Below are 17,209 nucleotides of genomic sequence, written 5' to 3'. Positions count from 1 at the left end.
TCGTGATCATGAATCAATCACTTGCGCGAGAAATCTTCATAAAAAGTTAGAGCTAGGGCTCTAGCCGTGAACTAGGTTTAAAAAACGTCAACTGCTCTTTTTGGGGGAAACCATGAGTGTTCAAGGACAGGTAGCGTTAGTTACTGGGGCAAACGGTGGTATTGGCACTGCTATTTGCAGAACCTTAGCAAAGGAGGGATACAAAGTGGCGACCTTGTGCCGCTGTCCGGAAAAGGCACAGCGGTGGGCTGAACAGGAAAAAGCCCATGGCTACGAACCTTATATGGTCTTAGCCGATATCTGCGATCAGGATGCCGTGTTTAGTGCCATCTCAGTGGTAGAAAAAGAACTGGGCCCATTATCTGTTTTGGTCAATAACGCGGGGATCACCCGTGATAAAACCTTAAAGAAAATGCTCGAAGACGATTGGTTAGAAGTGATTCAAACCAACCTTACCGGCGCTTATCACCTTTGCCGGGCTGCGGTACCCACCATGTTGGAACATCAATATGGCCGTGTGATCAACATCAGTTCAATTAACGGTGAAAAAGGGCAGATGGGGCAGACCAACTATTCGGCGGCTAAGGCAGGCCTGCATGGTTTAACCATGGCGCTGGCCCAAGAAGTTGCCCGCAAAGGCGTGACCGTTAACACCATCTCTCCTGGGTACATTGCCACTGAAATGGTCATGGCTGTTCCCGAAGAGATCCGTAACTCCATCATTTCTCAAATCCCGGTTGGCCGCCTTGGCGATCCTGACGAAATAGCGCGCGTCGTCGCCTTTTTGGCGTCTCCCGACTCGGGATTTATTACTGGCTCCAACATTTCCGCCAATGGCGGACAACATATGCATTAATAAGGAGATTGTTATGTTCCAAGATTGGATCCGTCAGGCTAATGGCCAACAGCAAGATGTGCTTAAGCCCCTGGCGCAAATCAACTCAGTGCTTTTGGACAATGTAGCCAAGTTCAGCAAATACCAAATCGATGCTCTCGACAGTTACACCCAAAGCCAAATCGACTTTGCAAAAAAATTAAACGATGCAGCCGCCAAGGGTGACACCGCGATGGTGGGCCAGGTGCAGATGAGCCAAATGTCTGATTTAAACAAGCAATTCATGCAAGACTGCAAATCATTTTTGGAGTTGAATGAAGGGCTGAGAAAAGAATTCAGCCAAGTGTTTGCTGACATCGCCAAGGAAGAGGTGAAATCCTAATATGCCCCATGAGAACCCTTGGGAGGCCTGCTGGCCTCCCATGTTGGCCATGGGCGACCAACTGGTCACTGCGGCGGCGAATCAGCCCCAGGCTTTTTGGGCCGCAGGTGCTAACTGGTGGCAAGCGCAAAGTCGTCTATGGCACGACAATGTCGAGAAAATGATATCGGATGGCAAGCCAGAAGAATGTTGGCAGTACTTCCAGCAAAGCCATAAATTAATGAACAGCTACTGGCAGGAGAGCATTGATAACCTCGAACACCTGCCAGGGAAAGACAAAAAGCAGTTAGCATTTTGGGCCCGCCAAACCATGCAGATGCAAGACCCTGCTCACTATGTTTTAACCAACCCAAAGGTGTTGGCAAAAACCCTTGAAGAAGGTGGTGAGAACTTAATGCGGGGGCTGGAATCTCTGGTCGAAGACATGGATAACAGCCCTCTTGGGCTTAATATTCCGCTCGGCAATACCAAGGTTTATGAGTTAGGCCGAGACTTAGCAGTAACGCCGGGTAAAGTCATCAAAGAGTCGCCGCTTTTTCAGCTAATTCAATATGCCCCCACCACCGAACAGGTTCATAAAGTGCCGGTATTAGTGGTGCCACCCTGCATCAACAAATACTACGTGCTGGACTTAAAACCTGAGAATTCCTTTGTGCGCCACTTGGTTGACCAAGGTTATACCGTCTTCTTAATGTCATGGGTTAACCCCACGGCCAAAGATGCTGACTTTGGCATGACCGAATACATGCAGGCGGTGCTAGAGGCGATTAATTGGGTTCGTGAAGAAACCGAAGAAAATCAGCTGCATACCATGGGGTACTGTGTCGGCGGTACTTTGCTTGCGCTAGCCTCAGCATGGTTAGCCGCCCGTGGTGCCAAACGTATTGCCAGCATGACGCTGGTTACCACGCTTCTGGATTTCAGTGAGCCAGGGGAGCCTGGGTTATTGCTGGTGCCTGCACTGCTCAAAAGCCTGATGACGGTAACTGACCAGCTGGGGTACATGGACGGGCGGTTAATGGCGACCGGCTTTTCGTTGCTTCGTGAGCAAGAACTGTATTGGCCTGCGTTTGTGAACCGTTATTTGTTGGGACAAAAGCCGCCAAGTTTTGACATCCTTGTCTGGAACTCTGATGTAACACACCTGTCTGCCAAGTTTTTCCGGGAATATATAGAAAATACTTATTTGGAAAACCGCTTGGCCACACCAGGTAGCTGGAAGCTTGATGGTTATAAAATGGATCTGCGGCGGGTGAGGGTGCCTATTTATATGCTTGCGGCAGAGAAAGACCACATAGTACCGCCGCAAAGTGCTTCGGCTTCGGCCAAGCTTTTTGGTGGCAACAATAAAAGGTTGGTGACCTCGGGCGCTGGGCACGTTGCCGGTGTGGTAAATCCGCCCGTAAAAAATAAATACGGTTATCGGGTAGAAGGGGAAGAAGGTATTAAAGAGGGCTCTTGGTGGCCGGACTGGTACCAGTGGCTTGATAGCCAATCGCCGGAGATGGTGCCTGCCAGAACGGTACCTGAAGGCATTGAAGATGCCCCCGGACGATACGTGCAGGTGAAGGTATAAAAAAACGCCCCCAAGGGGCGTTTTTTTATACCTCGACGGGCATTATTGGCCGTTATCAATAATCGGAATGAGTTCTATCTCAACCCGTCGGTTCTTGGCCCGCCCCTCGACAGTGGCATTACTGGCGATAGGCTTGGTTTCACCGTAGCCAATGGTGGTTAGGCGCTGTGGCACCACACCACGTACAACCAAGAAACTTTTCACCGAGTTAGCGCGGTTTTCTGAAAGGGTTTGGTTATAAGCGGCAGAGCCGGTGTTGTCGGTGTGGCCAGATATCTGCACCATGGTTTTCGGGTATTTATTAAGGGTACTGGCAAGGTCGGTTAACACGCTTTGAAATTCAGGCTTGATGACCGCACTGTTCACATCAAAGGTGATGCCATTGGGTATGGTGAGTAACAGATTGTCACCATTGCGTTGCACGTCGATACCTGAACCTGCGGTCTGTTGGCGTATTTCTTGTTCCTGCTTATCCATGTAGTTACCGACAGCGGCGCCAGCCAAGGCGCCAACAGCGGCACCGACCAGGGCGCGGTCTCGGTGATGGCTACCTGTTGCCTTGCCGAGCACAGCCCCGGCAATAGCCCCAATAGTGGCGCCGGTGGCAGTTCTATTGGTGGTTTGTTCGCCTGTCTGAGGGTCTACAGTGGTGCAGCCTGCTAACACAATAGCCGCTGCCAAGGCCGAAATACCTAAACGCTTGGTTTGAAACATGGAAAGTACTCCGAAATTTTCCCTAAGCTTATCAAAGCTATTTTTTGCCCAGAATAGAGCATTGATAATGAATTAACTATTAATTCAGTGACTGCGAATCTTAATGGCTGGGTGTAAATCAATCCGGCCTTCGTCGTCCACTGTTAGGTATTGTTCACCATGTTCCAAAATCGCCAATGGAGAAACCAGCGCAGAGCGCACAAACAGTAGCCTGGCACCTATTTTCAGCAATGCATAAACAGCATCGAGTTGTAACTCTCCAAGTTGATCGAAGTTTTGCTTTAGATCTTTGGCCTCTTTGCGGCGCTCTGAGGGGGGCAGTGACAATGACATGGCAACTAACTCCAAAGGCTGATCTTGTAGAGTGTAGACATTGTTAAGCGACTGGCTCTGGCACTTTACGTAATGTTTTGGCTAGAATGCGGGAAAACACCAATGACTTGTCGGCATGACCTTTGTGGTTTTGCCGGTTTCCTATTGTCTGTCTTTGGCCACACCATACAAAAACGGAGATGCCATGAAGCCGATCCCGATGACCCAGGCGGGTGCGGACCAGTTGCGCGAAGAACTTAAGCACCTTAAGAGTGTTCGACGCCCGCAGATCATTGAAGCAATTGCCACGGCTAGAGAGCTGGGCGATCTGAAAGAAAATGCGGAATACCATGCTGCACGAGAGCAGCAAAGTTTTTGCGAAGGTCGCATTCAAGAAATTGAAGGTAAATTGAGCAATGCTCAAATTATTGATGTCACCAAAATAAACAATACTGGCAAGGTGATTTTTGGTTCAACCGTGACCTTGCTGAACCTTGATACCGACGAAGAAGTGACTTATCGCATCGTCGGTGACGATGAAGCGAACATAAAGCAAAACCTCATCTCGGTTAGTTCACCTATCGCTCGTGCGTTGGTGGGTAAACAGCTTGATGACGTAGTGACCGTTGATACCCCATCAGGGGCAAAAGAATACGAAATCACTCAGGTTGAATACCTGTAAAAAAGGCCGCTTGGCGGCCTTTTTCTTAAGGAAATGATTATCGCGGCAAGCGAATGACAGGTTCTTTTGCGGGGCGATAAATGATCACAATGTGACCAATCATTTGTACTTTTGCAGCCGATAATTGCTGCGCGATGGTTTCAAAAATCGACTCTTTGAGTTCTCGATCTTTGGTTGGCACTTTAACTTTTATCAGTTCGTGGTGCTCCAGCGCCTGGTCTATTTCAGCCAGTACTCCTTCGGTTAAGCCATTATTTCCAAGCAGTACAACAGGCTTAAGTGGATGAGCCAAGGCTTTGAGATGCTGCCTCTGTTTCGGCGAGAGTTCCATGAATATGACCCTTGTGGGTTGAAAACCGTAATTTTATCGCCATTTATGGTCTAAGAGAAACGCCAAGAGACTTTCATGCCCAAAAAGAAACGTTCTGCCAGCTCAAGTCGGTGGCTAAAAGAGCATTTTGACGACCCTTATGTGCTGGCGGCGCAAAAGCGTGGTTTGCGATCTCGAGCCGTTTTTAAGCTCGAAGAAATTCAGCAAAAAGATAAGTTAATCAGGCCCGGTATGACCCTCGTGGATCTGGGGGCCGCCCCGGGCGGCTGGTCACAACTTGCCAGTGAACTGGTAGGTGAACAAGGAGAAGTGATTGCTTGTGACATTCTGCCCATGGATCCGTTACCCGGTGTTGCCTTTTTGCAGGGCGACTTTCGGGAAGAAGCGGTACTTAATGCCCTTTTGGATCGCATAGGCGGGCGTAAAGTTAATGTGGTGCTATCAGATATGGCGCCTAATATGAGTGGTACCAAAGGTGTCGACCAACCACGTGCCATGTATTTAGTCGAACTGGCATTGGATATGTGCCATCAAGTCATGGCACCAGGTGGCAGTTTTGTTGTCAAAGTGTTTATGGGCGAAGGTTTCGAAGAATACATCAAAGCGGTAAGAGCAGCTTTTACCAGTGTCAAGACACGTAAACCCGATTCATCCCGATCACGGTCATCGGAAGTATACATTGTGGCGACAGGGTATAAGTTATAGTACCCTGCCGGTAAGCGCGCCCCACAGCCTCAAGAGGTGCTTAAGTTGAGCGACATGGCTAAAAATCTCATTCTTTGGTTGGTTATTGCCGTTGTACTGATGGCAGTATTCCAAAGCTTCAATGGTTCTGAACCGAATCGTACCGCGGTCAGCTACACCCAGTTTTTGACTTGGGTTGAAAGCGGCCAGGTGAAAAGTGCTGTTGTTGACAACAAGTCCGGTGTTGTTTCCGGCTCGTTGAGCAGTGGCGAGCACTACAAAACCGTTATTCCGGGTGGTTATGACAAAGATCTTATCAACGATCTGAAAGCGCATAACGTAATGGACGCCACCGGCGTTACACCGGAATCACCCAGCTTATTAACCAGCATTCTTATCAATTGGTTCCCAATGCTGTTGCTGATTGGCGTGTGGATATTTTTCATGCGGCAAATGCAAGGCGGCGGCGGTAAAGGCGCTATGTCCTTTGGTAAGTCTAAAGCCCGGTTACTGTCGGAAGATCAGGTTAAAACAACCTTTGCCGATGTTGCCGGTGTTGAAGAAGCCAAGGAAGAAGTGTCCGAGCTGGTTGATTACCTGCGTGACCCTTCTAAGTTCCAGAAGCTGGGCGGTAAGATTCCTAAGGGCGTACTGATGGTAGGTCCTCCCGGTACCGGTAAAACCTTGCTGGCTAAAGCCATTGCCGGTGAAGCCAAGGTGCCTTTCTTTACTATCTCCGGTTCTGACTTTGTCGAAATGTTCGTGGGTGTGGGTGCGTCCCGTGTTCGCGATATGTTCGACCAAGCCAAAAAAGCGGCGCCTTGTATCATTTTCATCGACGAGATTGACGCAGTTGGTCGCCAGCGTGGCGCCGGCCTTGGCGGTGGTCATGACGAACGCGAGCAAACGCTGAACCAAATGCTGGTTGAGATGGATGGCTTCGACGGTAATGAAGGCATCATCGTTATTGCTGCCACTAACCGCCCAGACGTCTTGGACCCCGCTTTGCTGCGCCCTGGCCGTTTTGACCGCCAAGTTGTGGTGGGACTGCCTGATGTACGTGGCCGCGAACAAATTTTGAAAGTGCATATGCGCAAAGTGCCGGTTGCTGACGATGTCGAGCCCGCCTTGATTGCTCGCGGTACCCCTGGTTTTAGTGGTGCTGACTTGGCTAACTTGGTTAACGAAGCTGCACTGTTCGCCGCACGCACCAGCAAACGCCTGGTGGGTATGGAAGAGTTTGAGAAAGCCAAAGACAAAATCATGATGGGTGCTGAGCGCCGTTCCATGGTGATGACCGAAAAAGAAAAGGAAATGACGGCTTATCACGAAGCTGGTCATGCCATCGTCGGTCGTTTGGTGCCAGAGCACGACCCTGTTTATAAGGTGTCTATCATCCCGCGTGGTCGCGCCTTGGGTGTCACCATGTATCTGCCTGAGCGTGACCGTGTTAGTCACTCCAAGCAGCAGTTGGAAAGCATGATCTCAAGCCTGTTTGGTGGCCGCCTGGCGGAAAACATCATCTACGGGCCGGAAATGGTAACCACCGGTGCCTCTAACGACATCGAGCGGGCAACTGACATTGCGCGCAAGATGGTGACCCAGTGGGGCTTATCCGAAAAAATGGGGCCGCTGCTTTACGCTGAAGACGATGGTGAAGTTTTCTTAGGCCGAAGTGCTGCGAAAAGTAAGCACATGTCTGATGAAACAGCCCGTGCTATCGATGAAGAAATCAAACACGTTATTGACCGCAACTATCAGCGTTCCAAGAAAATCTTGGAAGAAAACATGGATATTCTCCATGCCATGAAAGATGCGTTGATGAAGTATGAAACCATCGATGCCAAACAGATTGACGATCTGATGAACCGGCGTGACGTAAGGGCTCCTGCTGACTGGCAGCCGCCTAAGTCTGAAAATACGCCGCCACCGGCCGCAGGAGAGGCAGATAAGCCGATGCGACCAACCGGTGGAGAGGCTCCCGCCAATTAATAAAAGACCCCGAGCTTGCTCGGGGTTTTCTTTTCTTGCATCTAAAGGAAATTACTAGCCATGAGTCAGCCTGAAGTTATGGGCATTTTGAATGTCACCCCCGATTCGTTTTCCGATGGTGGTAAACATAACGATTTTGATGGTGCGCTCCGTCATGCTGAAAAACTGCTTAGCGAAGGGGCTGACTGGATAGATATCGGTGGCGAGTCTACTCGCCCTGGCGCGGCTGAAGTGTCGGAACAAGAAGAAGTTGACCGTGTGGCACCTGTAGTTGAGGCGTTAAAAAGCCGCTTTAACGTCAAAGTATCCGTTGATACCTCTAAAGCCATGGTTATCAGCGAGAGCCTCAAATTCGGCGCCGACATGATTAACGACATCCGGGCGTTACTCGAACCGGGTGCCATTGAAGCGGTGGCTAACTCCAAAGCATTGGTGTGTTTGATGCATATGCAAGGGCAACCTCGCACCATGCAGCAAGCGCCTGTTTATCAAGACTTGATGGGCGAAGTAAAAGCCTTTCTTGAAGCGCGTATAGTCGCATGTGAAGCCGCGGGTATAGAACGCAGTAGATTGTGGTTAGACCCGGGCTTTGGCTTTGGTAAATCCCTAAAAGATAACTATGTCATGCTGAATCGCTTATCGGAGTTTGCAAGTCTGGGTTTACCGCTACTGGTTGGTATGTCGCGAAAGTCGATGGTAGGGCATTTACTGGGGCGCGACGTAGCGGAGCGTTTACCGGGCTCTTTAGCCTGCGCCCTGATTGCGGTTCAGCAAGGGGCTGGTATTATCCGCGTCCATGATGTCCAGGCCACTAAAGATGTTATTCGGGTTTGGCAAGCCACTGTGACGGAGTGCAAGGCGTGAAAGAACGCAAATATTTTGGTACCGACGGTATTCGTGGTTTAGTCGGTGAAGAGCCTATTACCCCTGAATTTGCCCTTAAACTCGGTTATGCTGTGGGTAAGGTGCTGTCTCGTCAAGGCACCCATAAAATTTTGATTGGTAAGGATACGCGCATTTCCGGCTATATGCTGGAGTCAGCCTTGGAAGCGGGTCTGTCTGCGGCCGGTATTGATATTGAGCTAATGGGACCGATGCCAACCCCCGCCATCGCGTATTTAACCCGTACCTTCCGTGCGGAAGCCGGTATTGTTATCTCTGCATCCCATAATCCTTACCACGACAACGGCATTAAGTTTTTTTCCAGTGACGGTGAAAAATTGCCTGATGATGTGGAGTTGGCCATAGAGGCCGAACTAGACAAGCCAATGTTGGGGATCAGTTCTGAGCACCTAGGTAAGGCCCGGCGGTTAGACGACGCCGCCGGCCGTTATATCGAGTTTTGTAAATCCAACTTTCCCAACCAGTTGTCCTTAAAAGGGCTGCGAATGGTGGTCGATTGTGCCCATGGCGCTACCTACCATATTGCGCCGGCGGTGTTTAGAGAGCTTGGCGCTGATGTGGTGACCATAGGCACCAGCCCTGACGGCTTTAACATCAATGCCGGCTTTGGGGCAACGGACACCAAAGCTTTATCCGCCAAGGTTAAAGAAGTGCGCGCCGATTTTGGCGTTGCCTTGGATGGTGACGGCGATCGGCTGATGATGGTGGATGGCAACGGTAAGTTGGTGGATGGTGACCAGCTTATTTTCATCATCGCCCATTTCTGGCAGCAAAAAGGCCTCTTAACCGGCGGTGTGGTGGGGACCTTAATGTCGAATTTCGGCATGGAAGTCGCCCTTAAAGACCTAGGTATTGCCTTTGAGCGTGCCAACGTCGGAGACCGCTATGTGCTGGAACGTTTAAAGGCGAACGGTTGGGTATTGGGCGGTGAATCATCCGGGCATATTATTAGCCTCAATCACACTACTACCGGCGACGGTATTATTGCTGCCCTACAAGTTATGCATGCCCTGGTTTGCACACAAAAAAACTTGGCTGAGCTGGCGAAAGCCATGCCCAAGTACCCGCAAAAACTGATTAATGTGCGTTACCAAAAAGGCCAAGACCCTTTACTCAGTGATGATGTCACAGAAAGCGTGGCGGATGCCGAGAAAAAATTGGCGGGTACTGGCCGGGTATTACTGCGTAAATCCGGCACCGAACCTTTGGTACGGGTGATGGTGGAAGGGGCTGATGCCAATCTTGTTGAATCCCTAGCAAAATCCATTGCTGAAGTGGTAACCAAGGTTGCCCAATAAAGCAGCACTTGAAGGCCTTTTTTAAAAATCAGCTTGCGGGAGGCAGGTGGCTTCGTTAATATCTGCCCCGCTTTCGAGGTGATAGGCCTTAGTGCAGTCAACTCGGAGCCGCTTGACAGTGGTTGTCAATTTGCGACAATCACGGCGCGGCGGGGACCTCTCCCTGCCAGAGACAGGAAGCTACTGATATGTATGAAGTTCTGTTAGTGGTATACCTGCTCGTGGCGCTGGCCCTTATCGGTCTGGTAATGATCCAGCAAGGTAAAGGTGCCGATATGGGAGCGTCTTTCGGAGCAGGTGCCTCGAATACCGTATTTGGTGCCGGTGGTTCAGGAAATTTTCTGACCCGGGCTACCGCAATAGCGGCAACGCTATTTTTTATACTGAGCCTAGTGCTTGGTAATATGACAGCTCACCGGGCTAAGCCAGATGATAAATGGCAGAACCTTGGCGAGCCGGCAACTCAGCAGAAGCAGCAAGCGCCGCAGAAGCAAGAGAAGCCAGCATCAGAGAAAACGGACGATATTCCGAAGAACTGATGAGCAGTGAATTTGCCGAGATGGTGGAATTGGTAGACACGCTATCTTGAGGGGGTAGTGCCTTAATTGGCGTGCGGGTTCAAGTCCCGCTCTCGGCACCAAGTAAAGGCTCTTCGGCTTGATAAAAACCTTCAAGTCCAGTAAGATGCCGACCTGTTTTGACGCGGGGTGGAGCAGTCTGGTAGCTCGTCGGGCTCATAACCCGAAGGTCGTCGGTTCAAATCCGGCCCCGCAACCAAACAGTTAATCAAAGGCTTTGCTTTTGGTTAGCCGGCCCCATGCGGGGTCAGTCAACGTCAGGTTGAAGAAAGCCCCGCATGTTCGGGGCTTTTTGCTATACAAAGTCCGCGCAGTGACCATAGGGACTTGTTGCGGAGGTATCGATTACGCCTGGCGTAGTCGGCTGTGATACTGGGCGCTTAGCCCTTTTTTTGTTTTTGGAGGAATGCCCTTGGCAAGACTGGAACAACAATTGACACAAATGCTGACACCGGCTGTTGAAGCCCTTGGCTTTAGCTTGTTGGGTGTGGAAATGGTGCGTGCTGGCCGCAGTGCGACACTGCGTCTATACATCGATGGCCCTGAAGGGGTAACGGTGGATAACTGTGCCGAAGTCAGTCATCAGGTCAGTTCTGTTCTGGATGTTGAGGACCCCATCCAAAGCGAATATTTCCTGGAAGTGTCCTCACCCGGACTCGACAGGCCTTTGTTTGTGCCTGCGCACTTTGAGAAAGTGGTAGGCTCAGATATCGAGATTAAACTGGTTGTGCCGGTAGCGGGACGTCGCCGCTTTAAGGGCAAACTGGTTGCCATTGAAGGCGATTTAATCCTGTTGGCATACGAAGGCAAGGAAGACCGCTTCGCTTTCAGCAATATCGATAAAGCCAACCTGGTTCCTCAGTTTTAAATAACGGCAAAGGTGTAAACGAGGCATCCTGATGAATAAAGAGATCCTGCTGGTTGTCGATGCTGTCTCTAATGAGAAGGCCGTACCGCGCGAAAAGATTTTTCAGGCGCTGGAAGCTGCCCTGGCTACCGCAACCAAAAAGAAACATGACAAGGAAATCGAAGTCCGTGTCGCCATTGATCGCAAAACTGGCGACTTCGACACCTATCGCCGCTGGTTGATTGTCGAAGACAGTGACGACGTTCTTGAGCACCCGCTCAAGGAGGTTACCCTGGGCGCTGCGCGTGCCATGGAAGAAAATGACGAACTGCAACCCGGTGAATATATCGAAGAGCAAATCGATTCCATCACCTTTGACCGCATCACTACCCAAACTGCAAAACAGGTTATTTTGCAGAAGGTGCGTGAAGCTGAGCGGGCTCAAGTGGTTGAACAGTTTGCTGATAGCGTCGGTGAATTGGTTACCGGAACCGTAAAAAAAGCGACTCGCGACATGGTTATCCTTGATTTGGGTAACAATGCTGAGGCCGTTTTGTATCGGGATGAAATGCTGCCACGTGAGTCATTCCGTCCTGGCGACCGTGTGCGCGCGCTGCTGTTTGACGTTCGTCCGGAAGCCCGCGGTGCACAGCTGTTTTTGAGCCGTGCCAAGCCTGACATGCTGATTGAGCTTTTCCGCATTGAAGTGCCGGAAATTGGCGAAGAGCTGATTGAAGTAAAAGGGGCTGCTCGTGACCCTGGCAGCCGCGCCAAAATTGCGGTGAAAACCAATGACCGTCGCATCGACCCAATCGGTGCGTGCGTGGGTATGCGCGGTGCCCGCGTTCAAGCCGTATCCGGTGAGCTTGACGGTGAGCGCGTCGATATCGTGCTTTGGGACGATAACCCGGCCCAATTTGTTATCAATGCGATGGCGCCAGCCGATGTGGCCTCCATTATCGTTGATGAAGACGCTCACTCTATGGACATTGCCGTAGAAGAGAGCAACCTTGCGCAGGCCATCGGCCGTGGTGGTCAAAACGTGCGTTTAGCTAGCCAATTAAGTGGCTGGGAACTGAACGTAATGACGCTGGCTGATTTAAAAGCCAAGCACCAGGCTGAAAATGACAAGCTGCTCAAGCGTTTCATGGACAAGCTGGAAATCGACGAAGATTTTGCAGGGTTGTTGGTAGAAGAAGGCTTCTCCACCCTTGAAGAAATTGCATATGTCCCCACCTCTGAGTTCTTGGAAATCGAAGGCTTGGATGAAGAGCTGGTTGAAGAATTGCGTAACCGTGCCAAAGCAGCATTAACAACCGCTGCCTTGGCCAATGAAGAAAGCCTCGAAGGCTCAGAGCCTGCTGAGGACCTATTGAATCTGGAAGGGATGGACCGTCACCTGGCCTTTAAACTGGCCGCTGTTGGCGTTCGTACCCTTGAAGACCTGGCCGAACAAGGCGTTGATGATTTGGCCGATATCGAAGAGCTGGATGAAACCAAAGCAGGCGAACTGATTATGGCCGCCCGCAACATCTGCTGGTTCGGTGATGACGCCGAGGCCTAAACGGGATCAACGGAGGAAAGATTTAGATGGCAGAAGTTACAGTTGAAAAACTTGCCAATGATGTAGGTACGCCGGTTGATCGCCTGATCCAACAGTTTGCTGAAGTGGGTATCACCAAAGGCGCTTCAGACGAGGTCAGCGAAGACGAAAAGCAGACCTTGCTGTCTCACCTCAAAGAGCAGCACGGTGGCAATGCAGGTGCTCCTAACAAGTTGACCCTGACCCGCAAGACCAAGAGTACCCTCTCTGTAGGCGGTACTGGTGGCCGTACCAAAGAAGTGCAGGTTGAAGTGCGTAAGAAGCGCACTTTTGTCAAACGCGACCCTGAAGAGCAGGCGCGCATTGAAGCCGAAGCAGCCGAGCAGGCTCGCTTAGAGGCCGAACAGCAAGCCCGTAAAGAAGCTGAAGCGAAAGCGGCCGCAGAAGCGGCAGCCAAAGCGAAGCGCGAAGCGGAAGATAAGGCGCGTAAAGAAGCCGATGCGAAAGCAAAAGCCGCAGCGCAGCCTGCCAAGCAACCCGCCAAAAAAGACGATGCCGAAACGCAGCGTCTGAAGGCCGAAGCTGAAGCCCTTAAACGTAAGCAAGAAGAAGAAGCCTTGAAAAAGGCAGAAGCGGATGCAAAACGTCTTGAGGAAGAAGCACGCAAGCTGGCCGAAGAAAGTGAGAAGCGTTTGGCTGAAGAAGCTAAGAACAAAAAAGACGAAGACGACGACGGTAAATCTGCTTACGTAAAAGAAGCAGAAGTAGAAGCCGAGCGTGAATCTGAAGGTCGTCGTCGTGGCGCAGCCAAAGCGAAAGGTCAAAGCAAGCGTAACAGCGACAAGCGTGAACGTGAGTCAGACCGTCGTAGTGCCCGCGTACCGAAAAAAGGCAAAGGCCGTACCCCGGCGTCCATGCAGCATGGCTTTAATAAGCCAGCTCAGCCGGTAACCCGTGAAGTGCAAATTGGCGAAACCATTACTGTTGGCGAACTGGCCAGCAAGATGGCGGTAAAAGCGACCGAAGTCATCAAAGCGATGATGAAAATGGGCGCCATGGCCACCATCAACCAGGTTATCGACCAAGAAACCGCTCAGCTGGTTGCCGAGGAAATGGGCCACAAAGTGGTGCTGCGCAAAGAGAACGAGCTGGAAGAAGCGGTACTGCAAGACCGTGACAGCGATGAGTCTCAAGCCGAGCCGCGTGCCCCTGTGGTAACCATTATGGGCCACGTTGACCACGGTAAAACGTCCTTGCTGGACTATATCCGTAAAGCCAAAATCGCCGCAGGCGAGGCCGGTGGTATTACCCAGCACATCGGTGCTTACCACGTGGAGCACGAGAAAGGCATGATCACCTTCCTCGATACTCCCGGTCACGCCGCCTTTACCGCTATGCGTGCTCGTGGTGCTAAAGCGACCGATATCGTGGTGCTGGTTGTTGCTGCCGATGACGGCGTTATGCCCCAAACCAAAGAAGCTATCCAACACGCCAAGGCTGCCGGTTCACCGCTGATTGTGGCAGTGAACAAAATGGATAAGCCTGAAGCTGACCCAGACCGCGTTAAAAGCGAACTGGCGCAGAACGATGTTCTGACCGAAGACTGGGGCGGTGAAGTGCAGTTTGTTCCGGTTTCCGCCAAAACCGGTGAAGGTGTTGATAACCTTCTGGACGCCATCTTGCTGCAATCTGAACTGCTGGAACTGACCGCTGTTAAAGACGGTATGGCGTCAGGCGTTGTGGTTGAGTCCCGTTTGGATAAAGGCCGTGGTCCTGTTGCTACCGTGCTGGTGCAATCTGGTACCCTCAAGCAAGGCGACATCGTGCTATGTGGCTTGGAATACGGCCGCGTTCGCGCCATGCGCAACGAGCTTGGCGAAGAAATTAAAGAAGCAGGCCCTTCTATTCCGGTTGAGATCTTAGGTCTTTCCGGCGTACCGGCAGCGGGTGATGAAGCCACTGTTGTACGTGATGAGAAGAAAGCCCGTGAAGTGGCGCTGTACCGTCAAGGTAAGTTCCGTGACGTTAAACTGGCCCGTCAGCAAAAAGCTAAGCTCGAAAACATGTTTGCCAACATGGCCGAAGGTGAAGTGTCCGAGCTTAACGTGGTGCTCAAAGCCGACGTACAGGGTTCAGTTGAAGCCATTACCGATTCCTTGCTGAAACTCAGCACCGATGAAGTAAAAGTCAAAGTGGTTGGCTCTGGTGTTGGTGGTATCACCGAAACCGACGCTACCCTGGCTGCGGCTTCTAACGCCATTATCCTCGGCTTTAACGTCCGTGCCGATGCTTCTGCCCGTAAGGTTGTTGAAACCGAGAACCTGGATCTGCGCTACTACAGCGTCATCTACGAACTGCTTGAAGAAGTGAAACAAGCCATGACCGGCATGTTGGCACCGGAATTCAAGCAGGAAATCATCGGTCTGGCCGAAGTGCGTGATGTCTTTAAGTCACCCAAGTTCGGTGCTGTTGCAGGCTGTATGGTTACCGAAGGTGTGGTTAAGCGCTCTGCGCCCATCCGCGTACTTCGAGAAAACGTGGTTATCTACGAAGGCGAGCTGGAATCCCTGCGCCGCTTTAAAGATGACGTTGCGGAAGTGAAGAGCGGCTATGAGTGTGGTATCGGCGTTAAGAACTACAATGATGTTCGCGTTGGTGACCAGATTGAGGTCTTCGAGACGGTGGAAGTCGCTCGGACCCTCTAATAGCAAAACACCTTAAGGACGGGGGCCAAGCGCCCCCGTCCTTGTCTTTAAAAGGCAAATATCATGGCAAGAGAAGTCAGTCGTACACGTCGGGTTGGCCAAGAGCTGCAACGGGAAATCGCAATGATTTTGCAGCGCGAGGTTAAAGATCCACGAGTAGGCATGGTGACCGTCTCCGGCGTTGAAGTGAGCCGCGACCTGTCACATGCCAAAATATTCATTACCTTGTTTGAGCAAAACGAAGACAAGGTAAAAGAAACCCTCAAAGGCTTGGCCGAAGCCAAACCTTATATCCGCAGCCTGGTTGGCTCACGCCTGCGTTTGCGCATCGTGCCGGAGCTTAAGTTTGTGCACGATACCTCATTGATTGAGGGGATGCGGATCTCCAACGCGGTTAGCCAAGCCATCGCTTCTGATGAAGCGAAAAAAGGCCAAAGCGACCGTAAGGACGATGAGGACACCGAATGAGCAGGCGCCGGTCCAAGGGCCGTCCGCTTGACGGTGTCCTGCTGTTGGACAAGCCACAGGGATTGTCGTCTAACGACGCCCTGCAGAAAGTAAAGCGTATATTCTTCGCCCAAAAAGCGGGGCATACCGGCGCATTAGATCCATTGGCAACCGGTATGCTGCCCATTTGTTTTGGCGAAGCCACCAAGTTTTCGCAGTATCTGTTGGATTCCGATAAAGGCTACCGTGTGATAGCTAAACTGGGGGTGCGTACCGACACCTCCGATGCGGATGGCGAAGTGGTGTCAGAGCGGCCAGTGCATGTGGCGATGGGTGATTTGTTGGAAGCGCTGGATAAGTTCCGCGGTGACATTCTGCAAGTGCCCAGCATGTATTCGGCACTGAAGTTTCAAGGCAAGCCGTTATACAAGTACGCCCGTGAAGGCATTGAAGTGCCCCGTGATGCGCGGCCTATTACCGTTTATAACCTCACCTTGGTGCGTTTTGACGACGATGAAGTCGAACTGGATGTGGAGTGCTCGAAGGGCACCTATATTCGCACCATCGTTGACGATTTAGGTGAAGTGTTGGGCTGCGGCGCCCATGTCACTATGCTGCGCCGCACGAAAGTATCCCATTATCCAATGGAACGTATGGTCACGCTCGAGCGGTTAGAAGCGCTGTTAGAACAAGCCCGCCAAGACGAGGTAACCCCTGGCGACTACTTAGATAGCTTCCTGTTGCCCATGGACAGCGCGGTATTGGATTTGCCCGCTGTTGAGGTACAAGCCGCCACTGCCTTTTACATTAAACAAGGGCAGGCGGTGCAGGTTAGCGGCGCACCCGCCGCCGGTTTGGTGCGGATAGTGGAAGAAGGGCACTTTATTGGTATCGGTGAAATGGACGATGACGGTAAAGTGGCCCCCAAACGATTGGTGGTGGCACACTGACCCTTGGCAGTTTGCTTGCCTTAGGGTAGAATGCGCGCCTCTTGCATGGCTGAATTAGTGATCGGCCATGTGTTTATCTACTAGGAGACATCATGTCACTAAGCGTTGAAGCGAAAGCTAAAATCGTTGCAGAACACAGCCGCGGCGAGAACGATACCGGTTCCCCGGAAGTTCAAGTTGCCCTGTTGACTGCCCAGATCACTCACCTGCAAGGTCACTTCGCCCAGCACAAACAAGATCACCACAGCCGTCGTGGTCTGCTGCGTATGGTTTCCCAGCGTCGTAAGCTGCTGGACTACCTGAAGAAGAAAGACGTTCAGCGTTACGCTGATCTGATCGGTAAGCTGGGTCTGCGTCGTTAATCGACATTACCTTGCAAAGAAAAGGGGGCTTAGGCTCCCTTTTTTGCGTTCTGGTGCCCAGTGGCTAC

Annotated in this window: 18 protein-coding genes and 2 tRNA genes; 17 read left to right on the top strand and 3 right to left on the bottom strand. The window is 51.3% G+C overall.

Annotation, left to right across the window (positions count from 1 at the left end; genetic code table 11):
* Positions 1-112: 112 nt before the first annotated feature.
* The 3 genes from phbB to DW350_RS13300 are packed head-to-tail and all read left to right on the top strand — an operon-like array spanning position 113 to position 2,793.
* Positions 113-856 (top strand): acetoacetyl-CoA reductase, encoded by a 744-nt coding sequence (phbB, locus tag DW350_RS13310; RefSeq protein ID WP_115719396.1) that lies wholly within the window; start codon positions 113-115, stop codon positions 854-856.
* 13 nt (positions 857-869) lie between these two features.
* A complete protein-coding gene (locus DW350_RS13305; RefSeq protein ID WP_192954681.1) occupies positions 870-1,217 on the top strand; it encodes a phasin family protein in 348 nt (115 codons plus the stop codon).
* A gap of 1 nt (position 1,218) precedes the next feature.
* Entirely contained in the window at positions 1,219-2,793 is a 1,575-nt protein-coding gene (locus DW350_RS13300) for a PHA/PHB synthase family protein (protein WP_115719394.1), read from the top strand.
* Between the two features lie 42 nt (positions 2,794-2,835).
* On the opposite strand, the gene DW350_RS13295 is transcribed toward DW350_RS13300, so the two are convergent.
* Entirely contained in the window at positions 2,836-3,507 is a 672-nt protein-coding gene (locus tag DW350_RS13295) for a YiaD family glycine zipper/OmpA-like lipoprotein (protein ID WP_115719393.1), read from the bottom strand.
* A gap of 84 nt (positions 3,508-3,591) precedes the next feature.
* On the bottom strand, positions 3,592-3,840 hold the full coding sequence (locus DW350_RS13290) for a hypothetical protein (RefSeq protein WP_115719392.1): 249 nt from the start codon (positions 3,838-3,840) through the stop codon (positions 3,592-3,594).
* A 184-nt stretch (positions 3,841-4,024) separates the two neighbouring features.
* On the opposite strand from DW350_RS13290, the gene greA reads away from it, so the two are divergent.
* A complete protein-coding gene (gene greA, locus DW350_RS13285) occupies positions 4,025-4,501 on the top strand; it encodes a transcription elongation factor GreA (RefSeq protein ID WP_115720641.1) in 477 nt (158 codons plus the stop codon).
* A 37-nt stretch (positions 4,502-4,538) separates the two neighbouring features.
* On the opposite strand, the gene yhbY is transcribed toward greA, so the two are convergent.
* Positions 4,539-4,832: a ribosome assembly RNA-binding protein YhbY gene (gene yhbY, locus DW350_RS13280; RefSeq protein ID WP_115719391.1), complete on the bottom strand. Its 294-nt coding sequence runs from the start codon at positions 4,830-4,832 to the stop codon at positions 4,539-4,541.
* A gap of 75 nt (positions 4,833-4,907) precedes the next feature.
* Between yhbY and rlmE the strand changes: the two genes are divergently transcribed.
* The 13 genes from rlmE to rpsO all read left to right on the top strand — a co-directional run bounded on the left by rlmE (position 4,908) and on the right by rpsO (position 17,141).
* Complete coding sequence (rlmE, locus tag DW350_RS13275; protein ID WP_115719390.1) at positions 4,908-5,537, top strand: 23S rRNA (uridine(2552)-2'-O)-methyltransferase RlmE; 630 nt, start codon at positions 4,908-4,910, stop codon at positions 5,535-5,537.
* Positions 5,538-5,582: 45 nt separating this feature from the next.
* Positions 5,583-7,508 (top strand): ATP-dependent zinc metalloprotease FtsH, encoded by a 1,926-nt coding sequence (gene ftsH, locus DW350_RS13270; protein ID WP_115719389.1) that lies wholly within the window; start codon positions 5,583-5,585, stop codon positions 7,506-7,508.
* Between the two features lie 60 nt (positions 7,509-7,568).
* Positions 7,569-8,372 carry a dihydropteroate synthase gene (gene folP, locus DW350_RS13265; RefSeq protein ID WP_115719388.1) on the top strand — a complete coding sequence of 268 codons (804 nt, stop codon included), beginning with the start codon at positions 7,569-7,571 and terminating at the stop codon, positions 8,370-8,372.
* The gene (glmM, locus tag DW350_RS13260; protein ID WP_115719387.1) at positions 8,369-9,709 is read left to right on the top strand and encodes a phosphoglucosamine mutase; all 1,341 of its coding nucleotides are present in this window, start codon (positions 8,369-8,371) and stop codon (positions 9,707-9,709) included. Before folP ends, glmM begins: the two co-directional genes overlap by 4 nt.
* Positions 9,710-9,897: 188 nt before the next feature.
* Complete coding sequence (gene secG / locus DW350_RS13255) at positions 9,898-10,248, top strand: preprotein translocase subunit SecG (protein ID WP_115719386.1); 351 nt, start codon at positions 9,898-9,900, stop codon at positions 10,246-10,248.
* A 14-nt stretch (positions 10,249-10,262) separates the two neighbouring features.
* Positions 10,263-10,349: transfer RNA gene (locus DW350_RS13250), tRNA-Leu, on the top strand.
* A 61-nt stretch (positions 10,350-10,410) separates the two neighbouring features.
* Positions 10,411-10,486, top strand: a tRNA-Met gene (locus DW350_RS13245).
* A gap of 213 nt (positions 10,487-10,699) precedes the next feature.
* On the top strand, positions 10,700-11,155 hold the full coding sequence (rimP, locus tag DW350_RS13240) for a ribosome maturation factor RimP (protein ID WP_115720640.1): 456 nt from the start codon (positions 10,700-10,702) through the stop codon (positions 11,153-11,155).
* A 31-nt stretch (positions 11,156-11,186) separates the two neighbouring features.
* Positions 11,187-12,698, top strand: a complete 1,512-nt coding sequence (gene nusA / locus DW350_RS13235) for a transcription termination factor NusA (RefSeq protein WP_115719385.1) — start codon at positions 11,187-11,189, stop codon at positions 12,696-12,698.
* Between the two features lie 26 nt (positions 12,699-12,724).
* Entirely contained in the window at positions 12,725-15,382 is a 2,658-nt protein-coding gene (gene infB, locus DW350_RS13230; RefSeq protein WP_115719384.1) for a translation initiation factor IF-2, read from the top strand.
* A gap of 63 nt (positions 15,383-15,445) precedes the next feature.
* Positions 15,446-15,850 carry a 30S ribosome-binding factor RbfA gene (rbfA, locus tag DW350_RS13225; protein ID WP_115719383.1) on the top strand — a complete coding sequence of 135 codons (405 nt, stop codon included), beginning with the start codon at positions 15,446-15,448 and terminating at the stop codon, positions 15,848-15,850.
* Positions 15,847-16,779, top strand: coding sequence for a tRNA pseudouridine(55) synthase TruB (truB, locus tag DW350_RS13220; RefSeq protein ID WP_115719382.1), 933 nt, complete (start codon positions 15,847-15,849; stop codon positions 16,777-16,779). Before rbfA ends, truB begins: the two co-directional genes overlap by 4 nt.
* Positions 16,780-16,871: 92 nt before the next feature.
* On the top strand, positions 16,872-17,141 hold the full coding sequence (rpsO, locus tag DW350_RS13215; protein ID WP_115719381.1) for a 30S ribosomal protein S15: 270 nt from the start codon (positions 16,872-16,874) through the stop codon (positions 17,139-17,141).
* Positions 17,142-17,209 lie beyond the last annotated feature (68 nt).

Source organism: Gallaecimonas mangrovi (genome assembly GCF_003367375.1).
Lineage (GTDB): Bacteria > Pseudomonadota > Gammaproteobacteria > Enterobacterales > Gallaecimonadaceae > Gallaecimonas > Gallaecimonas mangrovi.
Note: the sequence above shows the minus strand (reverse complement) of the source record. Positions and strands in the feature narration are given on the sequence as shown.